This window comes from Maricaulis sp. W15, from assembly GCF_001924955.1.
Lineage (GTDB): Bacteria > Pseudomonadota > Alphaproteobacteria > Caulobacterales > Maricaulaceae > Maricaulis > Maricaulis maris.
Map to the genome: position 1 here is coordinate 454979 of NZ_LQXG01000001.1, position 19939 is coordinate 474917.

Annotated in this window: 15 protein-coding genes; 10 read left to right on the plus strand and 5 right to left on the minus strand. The window is 64.5% G+C overall.

All coding sequences use genetic code 11. The features are described 5' to 3' along the window. The first annotated feature begins 76 nt into the window (after positions 1-76). Positions 77-2563, plus strand: a complete 2487-nt coding sequence (locus AWH62_RS02155) for a ligase-associated DNA damage response DEXH box helicase (protein WP_075188796.1) — start codon at positions 77-79, stop codon at positions 2561-2563. Continuing rightward, positions 2556-3257 carry a ligase-associated DNA damage response endonuclease PdeM gene (pdeM, locus tag AWH62_RS02160; RefSeq protein WP_075188797.1) on the plus strand — a complete coding sequence of 234 codons (702 nt, stop codon included), beginning with the start codon at positions 2556-2558 and terminating at the stop codon, positions 3255-3257. Before AWH62_RS02155 ends, pdeM begins: the two co-directional genes overlap by 8 nt. Here pdeM and AWH62_RS02165 read toward each other — a convergent pair. The 5 genes from AWH62_RS02165 to AWH62_RS02185 form a co-directional block, all read right to left on the minus strand. After that, positions 3254-3535 (minus strand): hypothetical protein, encoded by a 282-nt coding sequence (locus AWH62_RS02165; RefSeq protein ID WP_075188798.1) that lies wholly within the window; start codon positions 3533-3535, stop codon positions 3254-3256. The genes pdeM and AWH62_RS02165 overlap by 4 nt on opposite strands. Before the next feature lie 20 nt (positions 3536-3555). Then, a complete protein-coding gene (locus AWH62_RS02170) occupies positions 3556-4404 on the minus strand; it encodes a TIGR02186 family protein (RefSeq protein ID WP_075188799.1) in 849 nt (282 codons plus the stop codon). 1 nt (position 4405) lies between these two features. Beyond that, positions 4406-5341 carry a sulfite exporter TauE/SafE family protein gene (locus AWH62_RS02175; protein ID WP_075188800.1) on the minus strand — a complete coding sequence of 312 codons (936 nt, stop codon included), beginning with the start codon at positions 5339-5341 and terminating at the stop codon, positions 4406-4408. 6 nt (positions 5342-5347) lie between these two features. Further along, positions 5348-8473, minus strand: a complete 3126-nt coding sequence (locus AWH62_RS02180; protein WP_158025537.1) for a peptidoglycan-binding protein — start codon at positions 8471-8473, stop codon at positions 5348-5350. A 284-nt stretch (positions 8474-8757) separates the two neighbouring features. Next, entirely contained in the window at positions 8758-10413 is a 1656-nt protein-coding gene (locus AWH62_RS02185; RefSeq protein ID WP_075188802.1) for a hypothetical protein, read from the minus strand. Between the two features lie 133 nt (positions 10414-10546). Between AWH62_RS02185 and AWH62_RS02190 the strand changes: the two genes are divergently transcribed. The 8 genes from AWH62_RS02190 to AWH62_RS02225 all read left to right on the plus strand — a co-directional run bounded on the left by AWH62_RS02190 (position 10547) and on the right by AWH62_RS02225 (position 19381). Further along, entirely contained in the window at positions 10547-11029 is a 483-nt protein-coding gene (locus tag AWH62_RS02190; protein WP_075188803.1) for a MerR family DNA-binding transcriptional regulator, read from the plus strand. A 72-nt stretch (positions 11030-11101) separates the two neighbouring features. Further along, entirely contained in the window at positions 11102-12892 is a 1791-nt protein-coding gene (locus AWH62_RS02195; RefSeq protein ID WP_075188804.1) for an acyl-CoA dehydrogenase C-terminal domain-containing protein, read from the plus strand. Between the two features lie 136 nt (positions 12893-13028). Next, positions 13029-14195 (plus strand): acyl-CoA dehydrogenase family protein, encoded by a 1167-nt coding sequence (locus AWH62_RS02200; protein WP_075188805.1) that lies wholly within the window; start codon positions 13029-13031, stop codon positions 14193-14195. Between the two features lie 2 nt (positions 14196-14197). After that, positions 14198-14668, plus strand: coding sequence for a hypothetical protein (locus AWH62_RS02205; RefSeq protein ID WP_075188806.1), 471 nt, complete (start codon positions 14198-14200; stop codon positions 14666-14668). Positions 14669-14775: 107 nt separating this feature from the next. After that, on the plus strand, positions 14776-15213 hold the full coding sequence (locus AWH62_RS02210) for a hypothetical protein (RefSeq protein ID WP_075188807.1): 438 nt from the start codon (positions 14776-14778) through the stop codon (positions 15211-15213). Then, a complete protein-coding gene (locus tag AWH62_RS02215; protein ID WP_075188808.1) occupies positions 15213-15818 on the plus strand; it encodes an FMN-binding negative transcriptional regulator in 606 nt (201 codons plus the stop codon). Before AWH62_RS02210 ends, AWH62_RS02215 begins: the two co-directional genes overlap by 1 nt. Positions 15819-15941: 123 nt before the next feature. Continuing rightward, positions 15942-17147, plus strand: coding sequence for an acetyl-CoA C-acetyltransferase (locus AWH62_RS02220; protein WP_075188809.1), 1206 nt, complete (start codon positions 15942-15944; stop codon positions 17145-17147). Positions 17148-17170: 23 nt separating this feature from the next. Continuing rightward, complete coding sequence (locus AWH62_RS02225; RefSeq protein ID WP_075188810.1) at positions 17171-19381, plus strand: 3-hydroxyacyl-CoA dehydrogenase NAD-binding domain-containing protein; 2211 nt, start codon at positions 17171-17173, stop codon at positions 19379-19381. Positions 19382-19939 lie beyond the last annotated feature (558 nt).

A 19939-nucleotide genomic window follows, 5' to 3' on the forward strand; every position in this document is an offset into this window, starting at 1 on the left:
CGGGCAGGGGGACGCTCAGGGCAGTCATCCCCCCATGAGGAAAGCGCGCGCCACAAGGGCGGGCCGGAATAATGTCATGCCGACTGCACCCGCCGCAAAACCCGCCGCGACCACATTGCCGGAGCGCTTTGCTGACTGGTTCGCCGCACGTGGCTGGCAGGCCCGTCGCCATCAGATCGACATGGTCGCGGCCGCCCGCGCGGGCGAGGACGCATTGTTGATCGCGCCGACCGGCGGCGGCAAGACGCTGGGCGGTTTCCTGCCGAGCCTGATCGATCTGGCCGAACAGACAGACGGGTCGGGCAAGACCCGGCCTTATCGCCTGCACACGCTCTACATTTCGCCGCTCAAGGCGCTCTCGGTCGATGTCGCGCGCAATCTGATGATACCGGTCGAGGAGATGGGGCTGGACCTGCGCATCGAGACCCGGACCGGTGATACATCGACCGCCAAGCGCCAGCGCCAGCGTGCCCATCCGCCGGACATTCTTTTGACCACGCCGGAACAGCTGGCCCTGTTCTGCGCCACCGCCAATGCCGAGGCCTTTTTTCGGGATCTGCGCCGGATCATCATTGACGAAATCCACGCCATTGCACCGCAAAAGCGCGGTGACCTGCTCTCGCTCGATCTTGCCACGATAAGCCAGTGGGCCCCGCAGGCCAGCCGCGCCGGCCTGTCGGCCACGGTGGCGGACGAGGGCGGTCTGGCGCGCTGGCTGGTGGCACAGCCGGCCGGCGATGACCGTTTTGCCCGCATCGTGCGCGGCGAGGCCGGCACCCGGCCGCAGGTGGAAATCCTGGACCCGGCTGACCGCATCCCCTGGGCCGGCCATTCCGGTCGTCACGCGCTCGGCGATGTCTACGAACGCATCAAGGCGGCGAAAATGGCGCTCGTCTTCGTCAATACGCGCTCCCAGGCCGAGCTGACCTTCCAGGAGCTATGGGCTCGCAATGACGCCAACCTGCCCATCGCCCTGCATCATGGCTCGCTGTCGCCGGAACAGCGTCGCAAGGTGGAAAAGGCGATGGCCGAGGGGCGTCTGAAGGCGGTCGTGTGCACCTCAACGCTCGATCTCGGTATCGATTGGGGCGATGTCGATCTGGTGATCCAGATGGGGGCGCCGAAAGGTTCGTCGCGACTGATCCAGCGCTTGGGGCGCTCCAATCACAGGCTCGATGCACCGTCTCGCGCCCTGTTGGCGCCGACCAACCGGTTCGAGCATCTCGAATGCCAGGCGGCCCGTGAGGCTGTGGCTGAGAATGCGCTTGATGGTGAGCCGCTGGCTGCCGGATCGCTGGACGTATTGGCCCAGCACATCATGGGGCGCGGCTGTGGTGACGGTTTCGAGGCCGAGGCCCTGTTCGACGAAATCCGCGGCGCTGCGCCCTATGCGCAGCTGGATCGCGAGACTTTTGACCGGGTGCTCGATTTCACGGCGACCGGTGGCTATGCGTTGAACACTTATGAGCGCTTCCGGCGCCTGGTGAAGCGCAAGGACGGGCGCTGGTTGGCCCGCACACCACAGATCGCCCAGCGCTACCGGATGAATGTCGGCACCATTGTCGAAGCGCCGATGCTGGATGTGGTGGTGTCCGGACGGGGCCGCGGCGGCCACCGGCTCGGCCAGATCGAGGAATGGTTCGTCGAACAGCTTGTGCCGGGTGACACCTTCATCTTCGCCGGCCAGGTGCTGCGCTTTGTCGGCATCGAGGAGATGTCGGCCCGGGTCACCCGCGCTGCCGACGCCGATCCGAAAATTCCCTCCTATCAGGGCGGCAAATTCCCGCTCTCCACCTATCTGGCCGGGCGGGTGCGCGACATCGTGCAGAACCCGGACCATTGGGGCGCGCTGTCCGTCCAGGTGCGCGACTGGCTGCAGCTGCAAGCCGAGCGTTCGCGCCTGCCCGATGCGGATGGCCTCTTGGTCGAGACCTTCCCGCGCGCGGCCCGCCACTACATGGTCTGCTACCCGTTTGAGGGCCGGCTGGCGCACCAGACGCTGGGCATGTTGCTGACCCGCCGGCTGGAACGTCTTGGCATGCGGCCGATGGGGTTTGTCGCCAATGAGTATGCGGTCGCGGTCTGGGGGTTGCGCGATCTCGCCGGCCTCGATTTCGACGCCTTGTTCAACGAGGACATGATGGGCGATGACCTTGATGCTTGGCTCGCCGAAAGCCAGCTCATGAAACGTACTTTCCGCAATTGCGCGGTCATCGCCGGCCTGATCGAGCGTCGTTTTCCCGGTCAGGAGAAGTCCGGCCGCCAGATCACCTTCTCGACCGATCTCATCTATGACGTGCTGCGCGAGCACGAGCCCGACCACATCCTGTTGCGCGCAGCCTGGCAGGACGCGGCCACCGGCCTTCTGGACATTCGCCGTCTCGGTGAAGCGCTGGCGCGAGTGAAGGGCCGGATCAGCCATGTCGACCTCGATCGCATATCGCCCTTGGCGGTGCCGGTCATGCTGGAGATCGGCAAGGAAGCGGTTTATGGCGAAGGCCATGACAGCATCCTGGAGGATGCTGCCGATGATCTGATCGCGGAGGCCGTCCGGCTTGACTGACAGGCTTGCGGATCACGCGTTCACACTGGCCGGTGAAGCCGCGATTGCCGATGCCGACGGGGTGCTGGTGCTCCCGGACCACGGCGTGCTGGTGGTCTCCGACCTGCATTTCGAGAAGGGCTCGTCCTACGGCATGGGCGGCCAGATGCTGCCGCCCTATGACACCCGCACGACGCTGCGCCGCCTCGCCGCGGCCATTGCCCGGCACCGGCCCCGCACCGTGATCGCGCTGGGGGACAGTTTCCACGACCGGCTTGCTGATCGCCGCATGGACGGGGCCGATGTTGAACGGCTGGCTGATCTGGTGGATGGGGTTGGCCGCTGGGTCTGGATCGAAGGTAATCATGATCCGGCGCCACCACCGCAATTTGGCGGCGAGGTGCGTCACACGCTCGAACTGGGAGGCCTGGTGCTGCGCCATGAACCGACCGAGGGCCCGGCGCCCGGCGAAATCGCCGGTCATCTACACCCTTGCGCGAAGGTGCGCGGCAAGGGGCGGGCGGTCCGGGCGCGTTGTTTTGCCACTGATTGCGAGCGGCTGATCATGCCGGCTTTTGGCGCGTTTACCGGTGGGTTGAATGTCTGTGATCCCGCCTTTGAGCGCTGTTTTGGCGCGGTGCCGGGCGTGCTGGTGATGGGGCGGGCACGGGTTTATCCGGTCGCCGCCAAATCCTGCGTGCCGGATCGCTCCTAACGGGCGACCGGGTCGCCGCCGGTGCCAACACGGTCGATCAGGCCCCACATGTCCGGATTGTTTTCCTGTGGCCGGGCGCCGAGGGCGACGAGGTCTTTGCGGACGGTGTCCGGGTCTGTGCCCGAGGCCGCGACCAGTTGGGCGAGGCTGCGCCACTGGAAGCGTTCATCCTCCAACATGGCCTGCAACCGCATTCGGCGCGCCCGTTGATCGGCACCAGCGTCGCGGTGCCTGACCCAGCCAAGCAGGAGCTGGCCGATATCGCTGATCCATCCCATGGCTGGAGGATAGCGCTGATCTAGCGACGATTGAAGGCCAGGTTGGCGAGGTAGCCGGCGAGCATCGCCATCAGAACGCAGAACAGGCCGTAGAGCGCCGGCAGGTCGTGGGCGAATTCGAAGAAGAAGCGTTCGATGCCGGCTTTCTCCACCCGCAGGCTGGCCGAGCGGCTGGCAATCGGACGGCCGTCGCGGAAGAGGTAGACCTCGGCGACATAATTGCCGACCGGGGTCAGGGGCGGCAGGGCGATGGTGGCGCGGAACAGGCCGCCATCAAGGATTTCGACACCGCGCTGGGCCTCGGCAAAGGTGTTGTCGCGGCGGCCGGAACGGGCGATGGCGGCGAGATAGTCGGCGACCTCGTCGCGCCGGATCAAGGCCGGCACGTCGTGATCATCGGCGACGGCGGCCGGTTGCAAGACATCTGCTGTTTCGGCGGGCAGGGTTGAAGCGCTCAGCAGCCAGCTCGGCGCCATGGCCGCGGCATTGGCTTCCAGCATGGCCTGCAGGCCGACGCCACTGCGCGCCAGCTCGTCCGGGCCGGCAATCGTGTCCAGCGGTAGCGAGGTGGCGATGGCGTAATAGCTGGGCACGTCGTCAAATTCGAGCGGCGCGGCGTTGATCCAGATACCGAACGTGCGGCGCTTCTGCATGACCCGCAGATCGCGTCCCGGGCCGCGAAGGACGACCACGATCTCGTCGCGGATGGTGAGGCCGCGGGTGGCGCCGTAGAGCACGAGTTCAGCGCCGTCGAAATCCTCACGTATCTCGACCGTTTCCTGGGTCAGGGCGGCGACGATGCCGGGCGCTTCGGTGGCGATTTGCGGCTGGCCCTGCAGGGCGATGGCAAGGAGGAGGCTGGTCAGCATCTCAAAACCCCTCGCCGGCGCCGCGAGGCAGGATGACAAAGAGATCGGACGGCGTGACCACCAGATCCCAGCCCATTTTCAGGCATACGGCCAGGACCAGGGCGGCCAGCAGGGCGCGCAATTCCTCCGCCTTCACATTGCGGCCGGCGCGGGCGCCGAACTGCGCCCCGATGACGCCACCGACGGTCAGCAAGAGTGCCAGCAATATGTCGACGGTCTGGTTCTGGGCAGCCTGCAGGAAAGTCGTCAGGGCGGTGACAAACAGGATCTGGAACAGGGAGGTGCCGACCACGACGCTGGTCGGCATGCGCAGCATGTAGATCATCGCCGGTACCATGATGAAGCCGCCGGCAACGCCCATGATCGCGACCAGCGTGCCAACGAAAAGGCCGATCGCGAGTGGCGGCAGGACCGATATATAGAGGCCCGATGTCGGGAAACGCATCTTGAACGGCAGGCGCGAAATCCAGCCGCGCCGGCGCAGCGGGCGTTTGCTGCCCGCCTTTTCCGGATTGGCGGCGCGCAGGATGGAGCGCACGCTCTCGACCATCATCAATCCGCCGACCACGCCGAGAAAGCCGACATAACTCAGGGAGATGATGAGGTCGATCTGCCCCAGTCCGCGCAACAGGGCGAAGAGTTGCACTCCGGCGATCGAGCCTGCAGAGCCGCCGATAAGCAGAAGCAAGCCCATCTTGATGTCGAGCGTCTTGCGTCGCCAATGCGGGAAGACGCCGGACATGGAGGAGGCGACGATCTGGTTGGCGCCCGTCGAGACGGCGACCGCCGGCGGCACACCGATGAAGATCAATAGCGGCGTCATCAGGAAGCCGCCGCCAACCCCGAACATGCCGGACAGGAAGCCGACGCCGAGGCCCAATCCGAGCAAAAGGAAGATGTTGACCGAGATTTCCGCGATCGGGAGGTAGATCTGCACCGCCGGTCAGCCCGCCGCCGCGCGCTCGAGGCGTTCAACGAGAACGGCATCGACACGTCCGGTGCGGGGCAGGCCCTGATCGGCCTCGAATTGCATGATGGCGTCGCGGGTGCGGCCGCCGATTTCGCCGTCGATCGGACCGGGGCCATAGCCGAGCACCGAGAGGAAGCCCTGGGCGCGGCGAACGATGGCCGTGTCGGTTGTCGCGACCCGTTCCCAAGGCAGGTCGGCGTAAATGCCGTTGGCTTCGCCATCGAGGGGGCGCGGCGTGAAACCGGCGGCGGTCGAGCGGGCGGCGCTGAGGGCGGCAGGTTCGATCAGCTCGGCGAGGGCCGCAGCGCGCTCGGTCGCCGTCGGATCGCTTTCGCTGGCGGCGATGGTGAACCAGGCATAGGCGTCGGGAAGGCTCAGCGGCACGCCGTCGCCGGTCTCGTAGAGCAGCGCCAGATTGAACTGGGAATCGCGCAGACCAAGCAGGGCCGCCTCCTGGAACCAGCGTGCCGCCGTCTCCATGTTCTGGGCGGCACCGGTACCATAGTAATACATCACGCCGAGATTGTGCATGGCCCGGCGATGACCGGCATTGGCGGCCCGTTCGGTCCAGCGGCGGGCATCTTCGAGATTGATCTCGACGCCTTCGCCGGTCTCCAGCAGCTTGCCATAGCGATACTGAGCCGCTGGCACGCCCTGTTCGGCGGCGCGACGAAGCAGGATGGCAGCCGTCGCGGCGTCACCATTGTCCAGTGCACGCACGCCCAGCTGGTAGCGGGCGACCGGATTGCCTTCGGCGGCGGCGCTTTCCAGCGTCATCCGGCCGGGCTGGTTGTTGTTTGAGGCCGTGCGTGTCGGAACGGGCGCGGGTTCGACTGCCGTCGCGCTTGGCGCGGCGGGCAGGCTGGTGCCTGTGGCGTCGGCGACCTGGTTGGCCGGCGGCCGCGGATTATCGGTTGCCGGCCGGGCTTCAGCGACCCGGGTTTGGGCCGGTGGCTGGTCCGGCGATGGTTCCGGGACTTGATTGACTGGCGGCGTCGCGGCGTCCGCTTCGGCGGTTTGCGACGCGGCAGTGTTGCTCGGTGCTGTGGTGGCGGCGGTCTGGTTGTCGCTGCCGGACAGGTCGGCTTCAACCTGGGCGATGAAGCTGCGTTCGGCGGCTGTGTCGGCGGCAACGCGTTCGCCATCACCTTGCCAGGCTTCCCAGATCAACAGCGCACCGGCACCGGACAGCATCACCAGCGCGATGACCGGCAATGTGTAGAGCAGGCTGCGGCCGAGCTTGGACTGCGGCAACCGGCGTTGTTCACCCGTATCGCTGCCCTGGCTCGGCATGCCGGTGCGGGTGCGCTCGCGGGCGGCGGCCAGGAAATCGGCATCGGCGGTGGCGCCCATGCGGTGCGGACGGGCCGGCTGGGCCGGTGGTTGTACAGGGCCGCGTGCCTGGGGGGCTGGCGTCGGCATGGCAGCCGCCGTCGAGGGCGTCTGGGGCCGGGCCGGCTTCTCGCGCAGGATCGGCGCGGCATGTGCAGCGGCCGCGACCGGTGTCACAGGGTCGGCCTCGGCGAGGAAGGGGTCATCGCCGTCAATGTCGAAGCCACCCGATGGCGTCTCGGCCTGCGGCGGCGGCGCCAGCGGTGTGTCGAAATCAATCGCCGGGTCCGGCGCGGCGTCGTCTTCGGCTTTGCCGGTCTCCGGCTCGCTGTCCGGCGCCGGCTTGCCGCGACCTTCAATGGCTTCAAGCCGGTCGGCCAGGGCTGACATGGCGCGCTGGACCGGCGACAAGGCCTGTTCGGTCTCGGCACGCACCGCGCTCATGCGATCCTTGACACCAGACAGCGCCTCTTCAATGCGCTGGGCGGTGCGTTCCTCGGACTGGCGCAGCCGGTCTTCCAGATTGTCTTCGCGGCCGGATTGTTCCAGCCGATCCATCATCTGGGCCATGCGGTCGGTCGCGGTCTCGACCATGCCGGCGGCGCGTTCTTCCGACTTCACGATGCGGTCGCCAAGGGCGCGTCCGAGGCGGGTGACCTCGTCACCCATACGCTTCATGGAGTCCTTTTGTTCCTGGCGGACTTCATCGAGGCGGCGATCAAGCTTTTGTTCCGACTGGCTTTCGCGCAGAGCCTCGACGGAACGGCGTTCGCTCTCGGTGAGGCGGCGGTCGATGGCGCCGGCCAGCTTGGTGATCTCTTCGCCGAGGCGGGCCATATTGTCGCCTTGGCGGCGTTCGGCGGTGTCGATGCGGTCGAGGGCCTTGGCGAGGGCATCCTCCAGCCGGTCAACACGCGGCTCGGCGGCGGCCTTGTTGAGCGCTTGGCTGACCTGGTTGCGGGTCTCGGCGATGGTGCGGGCGACGTCATCGGTCAGGCGTTCGAAGCGGCGCTCCAGCTCGACCGTGTCAGAGGAATTGCGGGTTTCCAGCTGGCGTAGCCGATCGTCGAGGCGTGTGAAGGAGGTTTCCAGCAGGCGGGCAGCATCATTGGTGACGCGCTCGGAACCTTCGATGCGGGCCTTGAGCATTTCGGTCGAGGTGTGCAGGCCGTTCAGCGTTTCGGCGGTGCGGTCGTCATGTTTCTTGGTCAGCTCGGCGAAGTCTTCGGCCCGGTTTTCCAGCCGCGCGAGACGCTCTTCCAGGCTCTCGGCCATGCGCTTGCTGTCGTCGCCGACCTCATGAACGCGGGCAGCGGTGTCATTTTCGTGTTCATAGAGCCGGCGCGCCAGCTTCATGATTGTGGTCTCGACTGCCTTCACCGTGTCCGGAGACGCGCCGCTGCCGCCACCGCTTTCCAGCGTGCGCAGGCGGTCGCCCATCTCGTCCTGGCTTTTCTTGACGCGTTCAATGCTGTCGCGCGCTGCGGCCAGTTCGGACTGGGTGCGTGTCCCGGTCTTGCTGATCTTCTCGGCCAGCTGGGTGATCGCCTTGTCGATGCCGCCGAGTGTGCGGGCCGACATTTGTTCGCTGCTGTCGACACGTTCGGACAGGCGATTGACCATGGCCCGCAGCAGCTTGTCCTCGTCTTCGCTCAGCGATTGCTGGCTGCCAAAGCCGGGGAAGGCTTCCAGCGCATCATCCCAGTGCGGGGAGGACGGATCATTGTCTTCGAGGATGACGCGGTTGAGCCATTCGCCGAGGGTCATGCCCTCCTTGCGCGCGGCCGTCTTGGCTCTCGCCCGGGCGCGGGGATCAATCCCTTTCACGCTCCAAGGGTTACCCATAGACGACATTTGATTCGCTCGCTCAGCCTAACCCGCGGAAGGCTATTCCGTGGTTAATATTGTGTAAACCAAGGGTGGAGACCCAATATGTAGTGTTTCCACACCAAATCTCAGATTGACGCACACGGGTGCGAAATCCTGAGTCTGAACAAGGCTCTGACTCGGTTAATGGTGGGTAAAATGTGTGGATAAGTTGGCGTTCCGACTCAGTTTTCGACCGGGTCGACGGCGTTACCTTCGTCGGCGTCTTGGTCAGGGTCATCCTGGGGGGTGTCGCTGACATGCAGGAAGAAGCCGGGCGCAAGCATCTGCAACTGCTCGCTCATTGCCACGGCTTCGCGGGCCGGCGGCAGGCTCTGCGAGGCCGGCAGCGAGCGGGCAATATCAAATAACAACCAGGCCGTCTCGACATCGCCTTGGCTCGCGACGAACCGGCCACCATGCCAGAATGCCATCGGTGCATAAGGGTCGGCGACGGCGCTGGCGGCGAACAGGGCCGGCAGATTCATGTCCGGCAGGGCGCCAGCCTGGCTGCTGCGCAGGGCGGCCAGGGCCTGGGCGGCGAGCAGGTTGGCGGCGCCGCCTTCCAGCCCGTCCCGGTGCAGGTGGTCGCGCAGGATGGTGATGGCGGCGGCCCGGTCGCTCTGCATGCTGGTGATGGCGCTCATCAGGGCTTCAAAATTGGCATTGCCGATCCCTGACGCGGTGACCTGGCTCATCCGATTGCACACTGGCGACGGCGTGTCGCCACGGCACGGGCCCTGATGGTGCGAGATCTGGTACAGGGCGAGATAGGCGCCGGCGGGATCAGCGCGGCGCTGGGCGGCGTCGGCGGCGGCCAGGAAGTCGGCATCGGCCGGCGCTGCTGATGGTCGGGCGGCAGCGTCGAGCCCGGCCTGCAGCAGGCCGCGCACGGCGGGGTCGTCGATCTGGTAGCTGTCGGCGCGGGCCGGGGCGAGGCCTTCGGGCCAGGGGAAGGCGGCCGCGTCCTCGTGCTCGCTGAGCCGGGTCCAGGTCTCGCGGCGCCCGTCCGGACTGGACGGGCTGAAGACGAGGAAGCTGAACTCCGCCGGAATGCCGGCCTCATCGACCAGCGTGGCCAGCGCGTCCGGATGGACCGGGACGGAGTGTTGCAGCCAGGCGCGGAACAGGGCGGCCGGGCGACCGGCGCCCAATCTGTCATCGCGGTGTGTGAACAGGGCTGAGCCGTCGGCATTGCGGCGGATTTCGGTGATGCCGTCCTCGTTCACAGTCGAGGCAAGCTCGGCCTCGGCCAGTCGCACACCCATCGCGGCTTCGATCCAGAACCGATCGAATGCCGTGCCGCCGGGGCCGGTCACCTGATCCAGCGTGCCGCCCTCGGTGTAATAGGCGAACGTGTTCATCTGGCGATGGATGTGGGCGACGAAGGGTTCGTTGCGCATGACCGGCCCGTCCAGCGCCGGGACGCGGGTCAGGGTTCGCCGGGTCAGGAAATCCTGGATGACGCGCTCGGACTCGCCGGTCTCGGTGACATAGCCGTCACCGATCACGATCTCGCGCTGTTCGCTGTCCAGCGCCGTCCCGTCGAGCGCGGTCCGCGCGATCCGCCAGCGGGTGCGCAGGACCTGGTCATGCGTGCCGCCGCGCAGGGCCAGATAGGAATCGCGATCAAGGTGCGGCCCGATCACGATATAGGTCTCATCCGACAGGTCCGCGACCGGCTGGTCGGGTGTCGGATCCGTCCGTCCGGCCTGTGGCGCCAGGATGGAGAAGCCGGGATCGGGCTGGCCGGCCTGGGCGGCGGCACTGGCAGGAAGGGCCAAGTCAATAAGGGCCGACAAGGTCAGGGCGAGGGCGGGGAGGGCAGGAGAACGCAACATGCGGCGGACTGTGCCGTGCCTGCCGTGAAGATGAAAGGGGGCAAAGGCGGATGAGCCCGGCAAGGCTGAAAATTTCCGTCTGTCATATATTTGACGTTGACGTTCGCGTCACTTCGTGAACACCATTCACCCCATGATCAAGCCTGTCGCTCCCGATGCCGAATTCACCATTCGCGAACTCGCCCACGAGTTTGATATCACCCCGCGCACGCTCCGCTTCTATGAGCAAAAAGGGATGATCCATCCGCTGCGCCGCGGTGCAGCCCGGGTCTATTCCGCCGAGGACCGGGCCCGGATTGAGCTGATCCTGCGCGGCAAGCGGGTCGGGTTTGCGCTCGACGAGATCAAGGAAATCCTCGACCTGCAGGCGATCGACCGTGGCGGCCGCGAGCGTCTGGAGCCGGCGATCAAACGTTTCGAGCACCGCATCACCGTGCTGCAGCAGCAGCGCGAGGATGTCGCCCGTGCCCTGGCTGAGCTTGAGGCCGGTCTCGACTGGATGCGCGAGCGCCTGGAAGACCGCACCCCGCCGGACGATGTCCGTCGCCGGGCCCGCGCCTTCGAGGCGCTGGCCAATGCCCATCTGGAAGACTGGAGCGGTCTGTCACCGGGTTGACCCGGTATCGCCCGCCCTGATCGCGCCATTACAAATCACAATAATTCACACCCCGCTCCCCGGAGACCCATCATGACCACCCCGTATCGCGCCCCGGTTCGTGACCAGCGTTTTGTCCTGCATGACGTGCTCAATATTGCCCAGTATGGCGACCTGCCCGGCTTCGCCGACGCCGATGCCGACACGGTCGACGCCATCCTCGAGGAGGGGGCCAAATTCTGTGAGGGTGTGCTCGCTCCGATCTCCAAGATTGGTGATGAGGAAGGCTGCACGCGTGACGCGGACGGAAACGTCAAGACGCCGACCGGCTGGAAAGACGCGTTCAAACAAATGTCCGAAGGTGGCTGGACGGCGCTGTCCTCGGATCCGGAATATGGCGGCCAGGGCCTGCCGCATGTCCTCAATCTCGCCTTCAACGAGATGGTCTCCTCGGCCAATATGGCCTTCGGCATGTATCCGGGTCTGACCCTGGGCGCCGCGGCCGCGCTGGCGACCGGCGGGACCGATGAGCAAAAGGCGCTCTACCTGCCCAAGATGATCTCCTGCCAGTGGGGCGGGACGATGAATCTGACCGAGCCGCATTGCGGCACCGATCTCGGTCTCCTGCGCACCAAGGCCGTGCCGCAGGCCGACGGCTCCTACAAGATCACCGGCCAGAAGATCTGGATCTCCTCCGGCGAGCACGACATGGCGGAGAACATCATCCACCTGGTCCTCGCCCGCATCGAGGGTGCGCCGGAAGGCGTGAAGGGTATCTCGCTTTTCGTGGTGCCGAAATTCATCCCCGATGCCGACGGTAATCCGGGGGAGCGTAACGCGGCCAAGTGTGGTGGCCTGGAACACAAGATGGGCATCCACGGCAATGCCACTTGCGTCATGGACTATGACGAGGCGACCGGCTGGCTGGTCGGCGACGAGAACAAGGGCCTCAAAATCATGTTTATCATGATGAATGAGGCCCGTCTGGGTGTCGGCCTGCAGGGCTATGCCCTGGCCGAGGCCGCCTACCAGCAATCCCTCGGCTTTGCGAAAGACCGCCTCCAGGGTCGCTCCCTGACCGGACCGAAAAACCAGGATGGCCCGGCCGATCCGATCATCGTCCATCCGGACGTGCGTCGCATGTTGATGGACCAGAAGTCCTTCGTCGAAGCGGCCCGCTGCTTTGCCCTGTGGACCGCCCTGCAAGGCGATCTCGAGGAAAAAGCCTCCGACCCGGCCATGCGCGAAAAGGCCGGCGACTACATGGCGCTTTTGACCCCGATCGTGAAGGGTTATCTGACCGGCAAGGGCTATGACATGGTCTCTTCCGGCCTGCAGATTCATGGCGGGTCCGGCTTCACCGAGGAATGGGGCGCCTCCCAGCTCCTGCGCGATGCCCGCATCACCCTGATCTATGAAGGCACCAACGGCATCCAGGCGCTCGACCTGGTGGGCCGCAAGCTGGCGATGAACGGCATGCGCCCGATCACGACCTTCTTCGCCGAGCTGGACGCCTTCATCGCCGAAGGCGGCAATGACGAGACCCAGCCCTTCGTGGACGCTGTGGCTGAGACCAAGGGCAAGCTCAAACAGGCCACCGACTGGCTGATGAATAATGCGCTCAACAATTTCGACCATGCCGGCGCCGGCAGCCACGACTATCTCAGCCTCTTCGGCCTGACCTGCCTGACCTATATGTGGGCGAAAATGGCCAAGGTCGCCTCGGCCAAGATCGCCGCCGGCGACAGCGATCCGATCTATGCCGCCAAGCTGAAGACCGGCCAGTATTTCCTCGACCGCTGGGTCCCGGAAGCGGCCATGCACCTGGCCAAGGTCGAGGCCGGCGCCGACTCCATGATGGCGCTGGAAGCCGACGCCTTCTAGGCGCAGACTGAACGACAAATCGGCGGGACCGTTCCGACAAAAGAGAGCGGCCCGCCACACAATTCCGGTTGATAAAGGGCATCCGCCATCCCGCGGTCAGGCTCGTCTCAAAAGAACCGTCTGGGGAGGACGTTTCATGTTTCAGGACCCACTCAATGTGCCCCGTCCGGCCTTTCTCGAACGCGAGGATGTGCGGATGTTCGAGGACACGGTTCGCGCCTTCATGGCGAAGGAATGCGTGCCCAATGCCGAACGCTGGGAAGAACAGGGCATGGTCGATCGCGAGATCTGGACCAAGGCCGGCAAGGCGGGGATTCTGTGCCCCTCCGTGCCCGAGGAATATGGCGGCGCCGGCGGCGACTGGGGCCATGAATACGTCTTCCACACGGCAGGGGCCGAGATCGGCGCGGCCGGCTGGGGTGTCGGCTTGCACAATTCCATCATCGCCCCCTATGTCACCCATTACGGCTCGGAAGATCAGAAGAAGTCGGTCCTGCCGCGGATGATTTCCGGCGAGCTGATCGGCGCCATCGCCATGTCCGAACCGGGCACGGGCTCGGACCTTCAGAGCGTCAAGACGACGGCGATCAAGGACGGCAATGGCTATCGCATCAATGGCCAGAAGACCTTCATCACCAATGGCGGTTCGGCCAATTTCATCATCGTCGTGGCCAAGACCGATCCGTCCAAGGGCTTTGACGGCGTCTCCCTGCTGATGGTCGAGACCGACAAGGTCGAGGGCTTCCGTCGCGGTCGCCTCCTCGACAAGGTCGGCATGAAGGCCCAGGACACGGCCGAGCTCTTCTTCGAGGATGTCTGGGTGCCGGCCGATGCCCTGCTCGGCCAGGAAGAGGGCCAGGGCTTCATCCAACTGATGCAGCAATTGCCCCAGGAACGCCTGCAGATCGCCGTCCAGGGTGTCGGCGCCATGAAACGCGCCCTGCACGAGACGATCAACTACACCAAGGAACGCGAGGCGTTTGGCCGTCCGATCCTGAAATTCCAGAACACCCAGTTCAAGCTCGCCGAATGCAAGACCAAGGCGACTCTGGCCGAGGTCTTCACCCATCACTGCTCGGAACGCCTGATGAAAGGCGAACTCGACGCCGCCACCGCCTCGATGGCCAAATACTGGGTCTCCGAAGCCCAGAATGAAGTCATGGACGAATGCGTCCAGCTGCATGGCGGCTACGGCTATATGCGCGAATACCCGATCGCGAAAATGTGGACCGACAGCCGCGTCCAGCGGATCTATGGCGGGACGAACGAGATCATGAAGCTGCTCATTGCCAGGACGCTGTAGGGATGAATGATGCGGTCATCATAGACGGGAGGACCCCTCGCAATCGTGTGCTGTCCGTCTTTGCGGGGCTGAGTGCGATCAGCCTTTATACCTCGATCAATGGCAGTGTTCTTTCGGTCGCCAATGCGGCCGGTCTGATGGACGGATGGTCGTTCGACGCAGCAGCGCGTTTTGGCGCAACGCTTGATGCGGTGGCTTGGCTGTTGGCCGCGTTGGGCGTGATCACGATTGGTTGGTGGCTTCGTAGACAAGGGTCCATCATTTGGGGAGCGGCGGGTCTCACTTTTGTTGGCTTGGCCGATGGGGCCCTGAAGGCTCTCAACTGGGTCGAAGCCATCCGACCGTTGGCCCCGGGCGAGGTCGGTTTTCGCACCTCCGTGTCATATTTTCCCTTCATGATGCCGGTCCTTGTGCTCGTCGGCTTGTTATTGCTCGGCGCGGGTCTGCAAATTCTTCGGGAGAAATTCAGGTGATCGTCGTACCCGCCACCTCCCTTCTCCGCTCCGCACAACCCGCCTGCATTGGCTATGGCGGGACGAACGAGATCATGAAGCTGCTGATTGCCAGGACGCTGTAGGGAATGACTGACGCTCGCGACAACTCCACCCGTTCCCTCCTCATCGCCGCGATCGCTGGCGGTGCGGGTGCCTATGCGGCCGGCGTTTCCGCGTCGATGATTTGGTTGAGTGTGGAGTTGGCGTCGGGTTTTTCCCCCTTTCATCCGCTCAGCGGGGGATTGGTGATCGGGCTTGTCGCGGCGACTTGTTTTGCCATTTGGCTTGGCTGGTTCCTGCGCGACGGGCGGTTCGCTCTCTGGGCGGCGGCTGGCTATGTCGCCATGCAGTTCGGCCCCTGGCTCCTGTCGTCGCTGGTTTATGCCGTGCTGGGCGGTGCCGATCCGCTCGCCCATGCCAGTTTGGGCGATGGATTGCCGTGGCCGCTGATCGGGTTCACCGTGGTGGTTTGTGCGGGCTTTCCGCTGGGTGCCTGGCTTCGCACAAAAGGAAAGCCCGCCTGATGTACACGCCCACACATTTCCGGATGGAAGACGAGAGCGAGATGCGGGCGGTGATGCGTTCGTATGATTTCGGTCTGCTGCTCATTCCGGGCGAGCCGGATCTGGCCGCGACGCATATCCCCTTCAAGCTGGCCGATGAGCGCCTGGTCCTGATCGGCCATGTCGCCATGGCCAACCCGGCCTCCGAGGCGATCAAGGCGGGAAAGGAGGCGATGGTCGTTTTCACCGGTCCGCACGCCTATGTCTCGCCGACCTGGTATTCGCGGCCGCACGAGAATGTGCCGACCTGGAATTATGTCGCCGTGCACGCCTTTGGTACGTTGGTGCCGCTCGAGGGTGTCGAGGCCGAGCGGGCGCTGTCCTCGCAGATCGCCGATTTTGAGAGCGAGTGGCGGATCACCCAATTGGAAGAAAAGCGCCGCGCCATGCTGGAACGCGCCATCCAGCCTTTCGAGCTCGAGATTGACCGCCTGGAGGGCAAGGCCAAGCTCTCCCAGAACAAGCCATTGGAGGAGCGTCTGCGCATCGCCCACGCCCTCAATGAACGCGGCGAACACGCCGTCGCCTACCACATGATCGAGGACGAGGCGGAAGAGGATGATTAGTCCCGTGCCCAGCCCTCATCGGCTCCCGAGCGCGATGCGCCCGAGGGCCACTTCCCCCGCTAGCGGGGGCAGAAAACTTACGTCGATAAAGGGAACCACCCCGCCAAGGGAAAGGAAGTGACCATGACAGAAGCTTATATCTTCGACGCCACGCGCACGCCGCGCGGCAAGAAAAAGAACGGGGCGCTCAACGAGATCACCGCGCTGCAGCTGGCTACCCAGCAGCTCGCCGCGATCCGTGACCGCAATAATCTCGACACCGCGCTCGTCGATGACGTGATCATGGGGGTCGTCTCGCCGGTCGGTGAGCAGGGCGCCAATATTTCGCGGTCGGCGGTGATCAATGCCGGCTATGCCGAAACCACGGGCGGCTATCAGCTCAATCGTTTCTGTGCCTCGGGCCTGGAAGCGGTCAATGTCGCGGCGGCCAAGGTGATGTCCGGCGAGGCCGATTTTGCCATTGGCGGCGGTGTCGAAGCCATGTCGCGCGTGCCGATGGGTTCGGATGGTGGCGCCATGGGCGTCGACCCGGAGATTTCCTTCGACAATTACATCGTGCCGCAGGGCGTTTCTGCCGACCTGATCGCCACCAAATACGGCTTCAGCCGAGATGATGTCGACGCCTATGCCGTCGAGAGCCAGAAGCGCGCGGCGCGGGCCTGGGAAGAGGGCCGCTTTGCCAAGTCGGTCGTTGCCGTGAAGGACCAGCTGGGCACCACGATCCTTGATCATGACGAGCACATGCGTCCGGGTACTGACATGCAGGGCCTCGGTTCGCTGAAATCGGCCTTCAAGGACATGTCCGATTTCGTCGGTTTTGAAGCGGTCGCGACCCAGCGGTATCCGGAAGTGGAATACCTCAACTGGGTCCATACCGGCGGCAATTCCTCGGGTATCGTTGATGGCTCGGCCATGGTCCTGGTCGGGTCGAAAGAGGCGGGCGAGCGTGCCGGCCTGAAGCCGCGGGCGCGGATCCGTTCGATGGCCTCGATCGGTTCGGAACCGACCATCATGCTGACCGGCCCGGTCCCGGTCACCGCCAAGGCTCTGAAAAAGGCCGGCATGGAAGCGGGCGATATCGACCTGTGGGAGCTCAACGAGGCTTTCGCCGCGGTCGTGCTGCGCCTGATGCAGGCCTACAACATCGATCACGACATCATGAATGTGAATGGTGGCGCCATCGCCATGGGTCACCCGCTGGGCGCGACCGGCGCGATGATCCTGGGCACCGTCCTCGACGAGCTGGAGCGCACGGGCAAGCAAACCGCCCTGACCACGCTCTGCGTCGGCGGCGGCATGGGCACCGCGACCATCATCGAACGCGTTTAACGGGTCGAGCAGGAGAAAAGACGATGAAAAACTTCACACTCGAAATCGATACCGACGGCATTGCCCTGGTCACCTTTGACAGCCCGGGCAAGTCGATGAATGTCATCTCGGCCGATGTCATGGATGACTTCGACGCGCTGACCGACAAGATCATCAATGACGACGCCATCAAGGGCGTGGTCATCACCTCGGGCAAGGACGCGTTCTGTGCCGGGGCCGACCTGTCGGAACTGGGCAGCTCCTCCTCCGAGCTGGCCAAGCTGCCGGAAGAGGAAATGAAGACGAAGCTGTTCGAGCAATGCTTCCGTCTCAACAAGACTTTCCGGGCGCTGGAAACCTGCGGCAAGCCGATCGCCGCGGCAGTCAACGGTCTCGCCCTGGGTGGCGGCTTCGAGATTGCCTTGGCCTGTCATTACCGGGTCATGCCGTCGGATAATCCCAAGGCCAAGCTCGGCCTGCCGGAAGCCATGGTCGGCGTGCTGCCCGGCGGTGGCGGCACCCAGCGCCTGCCGCGCCTGGTTGGTCTGATGAACGCCGCACCGATCCTCTTGCAGGGCAAGCAGCTCGACGCTGCAACCGCACAGCAGCAGGGCATCGTGGATGCCCTGGCTCCGCTCGACGAGCTGGTGGCCAAAGCCAAGGGCCTGGTCAAGGAAGATCCGAAGGGTGCCAAACAGCCCTGGGATGGTGACAAGTTCCGCTTCCCGGGCGGTGGTCCCTACCATCCCGCCGGTGGCCAGATGTTCGGCGCCGCCTCGCCCATGCTGCGCAAGACCAGCTATGGCAATTACCCGGCCCAGCGCTACATCCTGTCCTGCGTCTATGAAGGCAGCCAGGTCAATATGGATCAGGCGATCCGCATTGAGAGCCGGTATTTCACCAAGCTTTTGCTGCGCCCGGAAAGCCGCAACATGATCCGCTCGATCTTCCTGTCCAAGCAGGATCTGGACAAGGGCGGACGTCGTCCGGCCGGTCAGGACAAGGGCGAGATCAACAAGATCGCCATCATCGGCGCCGGCTTCATGGGGGCGGGCATTGCCACGGTGTCGGCCCAGGCCGGGATCGAGATTGTCCTCATCGACGCCACGCAAGAAGGCGCCGACAAGGGCAAGAAACATTGTACCGATCATTTCGCCAAGGGCGTCGCCCGCGGCAAGTTGAGCGAAGAGAAGGCGGCCAAGCTGGGCGGTCTGATCACCCCGACCACCGACTATACCCTGATCAAGGATGTCGATCTGGTCGTCGAGGCCGTGTTCGAGAATTCCGAACTCAAGGCCAAGATCACCAAGATGGCGGAAGAGCAGATCGGCACCACGGCGGTGTTCGGCTCGAACACCTCCTCCATCCCGATCACCGATCTGGCCAAGGCGTCGGATCGTCCGGACAACTTCATCGGCATCCACTTCTTCTCGCCGGTCGAGAAGATGAACCTGGTCGAGATCATCATGGGCGAGAAGACGGGCGATTTTGCCCTCTCGCGCACGATCGATTTCGTCACCAAGATCAAGAAGACGCCGATCGTCGTCTCCGACACGCGCGGCTTCTACGCCAATCGTTGCGTCATGCGCTATATCGGCGAGGGCATGAACCTGCTGGCTGAGGGCGTGAAGCCGGCCCTGATCGAAAATGCCGCCAAGATGGCTGGCATGCCGGTCGGCCCCTTGTCCCTGCAGGACGAGGTGGCGCTGGATCTCGGTGTGAAGTTGATCAAGCAGACCAAGGCCGATCTGGGTGACGCGCACAAGCCGTCCAAGACCGAGCCGATCCTGTTCAAGATGGTCGAGGAATATGAGCGCTTCGGTCGCAAGAATGCCAAGGGCTTCTATGACTATCCGGCCGAAAAGGGTCAGCCCAAGCGTCTCTGGCCGGAGCTGGAGCAGTTTGCTCCGGGCGGCAAGTACGCCGACGAGCAGCCGACAGCCGACGAGATCAAGGACCGCATCCTCTACGCCCAGGCGCTGGAAGCGGCGCGTTGCATGGGTGAGGACATCGTCCAGGACCCGCGCGAGGCCGATGTCGGCTCGATCCTCGGTTGGGGTTTCGCGCCCTATACCGGCGGCACGCTGTCCTACATCGACACCATTGGCGCCAAGGCCTTCGTGGCCCGCGCCAAGGAGCTGGAAGCCGCCTATGGCGACCAGTTCGCGGTGCCGGCCCTCCTCATCGAAATGGCCGAGAAGGGTGAAACCTTCTACGGACGCTTCGGCGCTCCGGCGGCAGTGGCGGCGGAGTAGTCCGCCCTAAGCCTCACTGAGAGTGCAAAGAACCGGCGCGGCATTGTTCGCGCCGGTTTTTTCTTTGCGCTGCGGAGTAAAGGGTGTGTGCCTGTCCTTTGCGTCATCCTGACGAAAGTCAGGACCCAGTCTCGCAGGCGCGGTTTCACCAGACTTGCCAACAACCAGAGTCGCAATCTGGGTCCCGGCGTTCGCCGGGATGACGGTATTTAAGTCCAGGAATGGATGAGGACGCACGTCATGCCTGTGCGCTGCAGAAGCCGAGCGGATTCAATGAGCGCCCCTCCACGTCCGCGCCTCCGGCGCAAACCCCACCATAAACCGCTTGCCGAGACCCCGCCGTATCCGCTTCTTCAGGTCAAGGGCCGCAAGGCGGCCGCTTCGCGGTTTCACCCTTGAGCTGAAGAAGCGGATACGGCCTGCTGGCTGACAAGCGATCTATGGTCGTTGGGTGCGGGATCTGACCACAGCTGAGCTGGCGGCTGTTCGAGTGAGTCCGAGGTGTCCATTGGTCGGCTTCTCGATCATCCGGGCTCAGGTGAGCGGTCTTGGAGCCTC

Coding starts and splice junctions, on each gene's coding strand:
- AWH62_RS02155 (WP_075188796.1), top strand. CDS start 77: ATGCCGACTGCACCCGCCGCAAAACCCGCCGCGACCACATTGCCGGAG.
- AWH62_RS02165 (WP_075188798.1), bottom strand. CDS start 3,535: ATGGGATGGATCAGCGATATCGGCCAGCTCCTGCTTGGCTGGGTCAGG.
- AWH62_RS02170 (WP_075188799.1), bottom strand. CDS start 4,404: ATGCTGACCAGCCTCCTCCTTGCCATCGCCCTGCAGGGCCAGCCGCAA.
- AWH62_RS02180 (WP_158025537.1), bottom strand. CDS start 8,473: ATGACCCTCGGCGAATGGCTCAACCGCGTCATCCTCGAAGACAATGAT.
- AWH62_RS02185 (WP_075188802.1), bottom strand. CDS start 10,413: ATGTTGCGTTCTCCTGCCCTCCCCGCCCTCGCCCTGACCTTGTCGGCC.
- AWH62_RS02190 (WP_075188803.1), top strand. CDS start 10,547: ATGATCAAGCCTGTCGCTCCCGATGCCGAATTCACCATTCGCGAACTC.
- AWH62_RS02195 (WP_075188804.1), top strand. CDS start 11,102: ATGACCACCCCGTATCGCGCCCCGGTTCGTGACCAGCGTTTTGTCCTG.
- AWH62_RS02200 (WP_075188805.1), top strand. CDS start 13,029: ATGTTTCAGGACCCACTCAATGTGCCCCGTCCGGCCTTTCTCGAACGC.
- AWH62_RS02205 (WP_075188806.1), top strand. CDS start 14,198: ATGAATGATGCGGTCATCATAGACGGGAGGACCCCTCGCAATCGTGTG.
- AWH62_RS02210 (WP_075188807.1), top strand. CDS start 14,776: ATGACTGACGCTCGCGACAACTCCACCCGTTCCCTCCTCATCGCCGCG.
- AWH62_RS02215 (WP_075188808.1), top strand. CDS start 15,213: ATGTACACGCCCACACATTTCCGGATGGAAGACGAGAGCGAGATGCGG.
- AWH62_RS02220 (WP_075188809.1), top strand. CDS start 15,942: ATGACAGAAGCTTATATCTTCGACGCCACGCGCACGCCGCGCGGCAAG.
- AWH62_RS02225 (WP_075188810.1), top strand. CDS start 17,171: ATGAAAAACTTCACACTCGAAATCGATACCGACGGCATTGCCCTGGTC.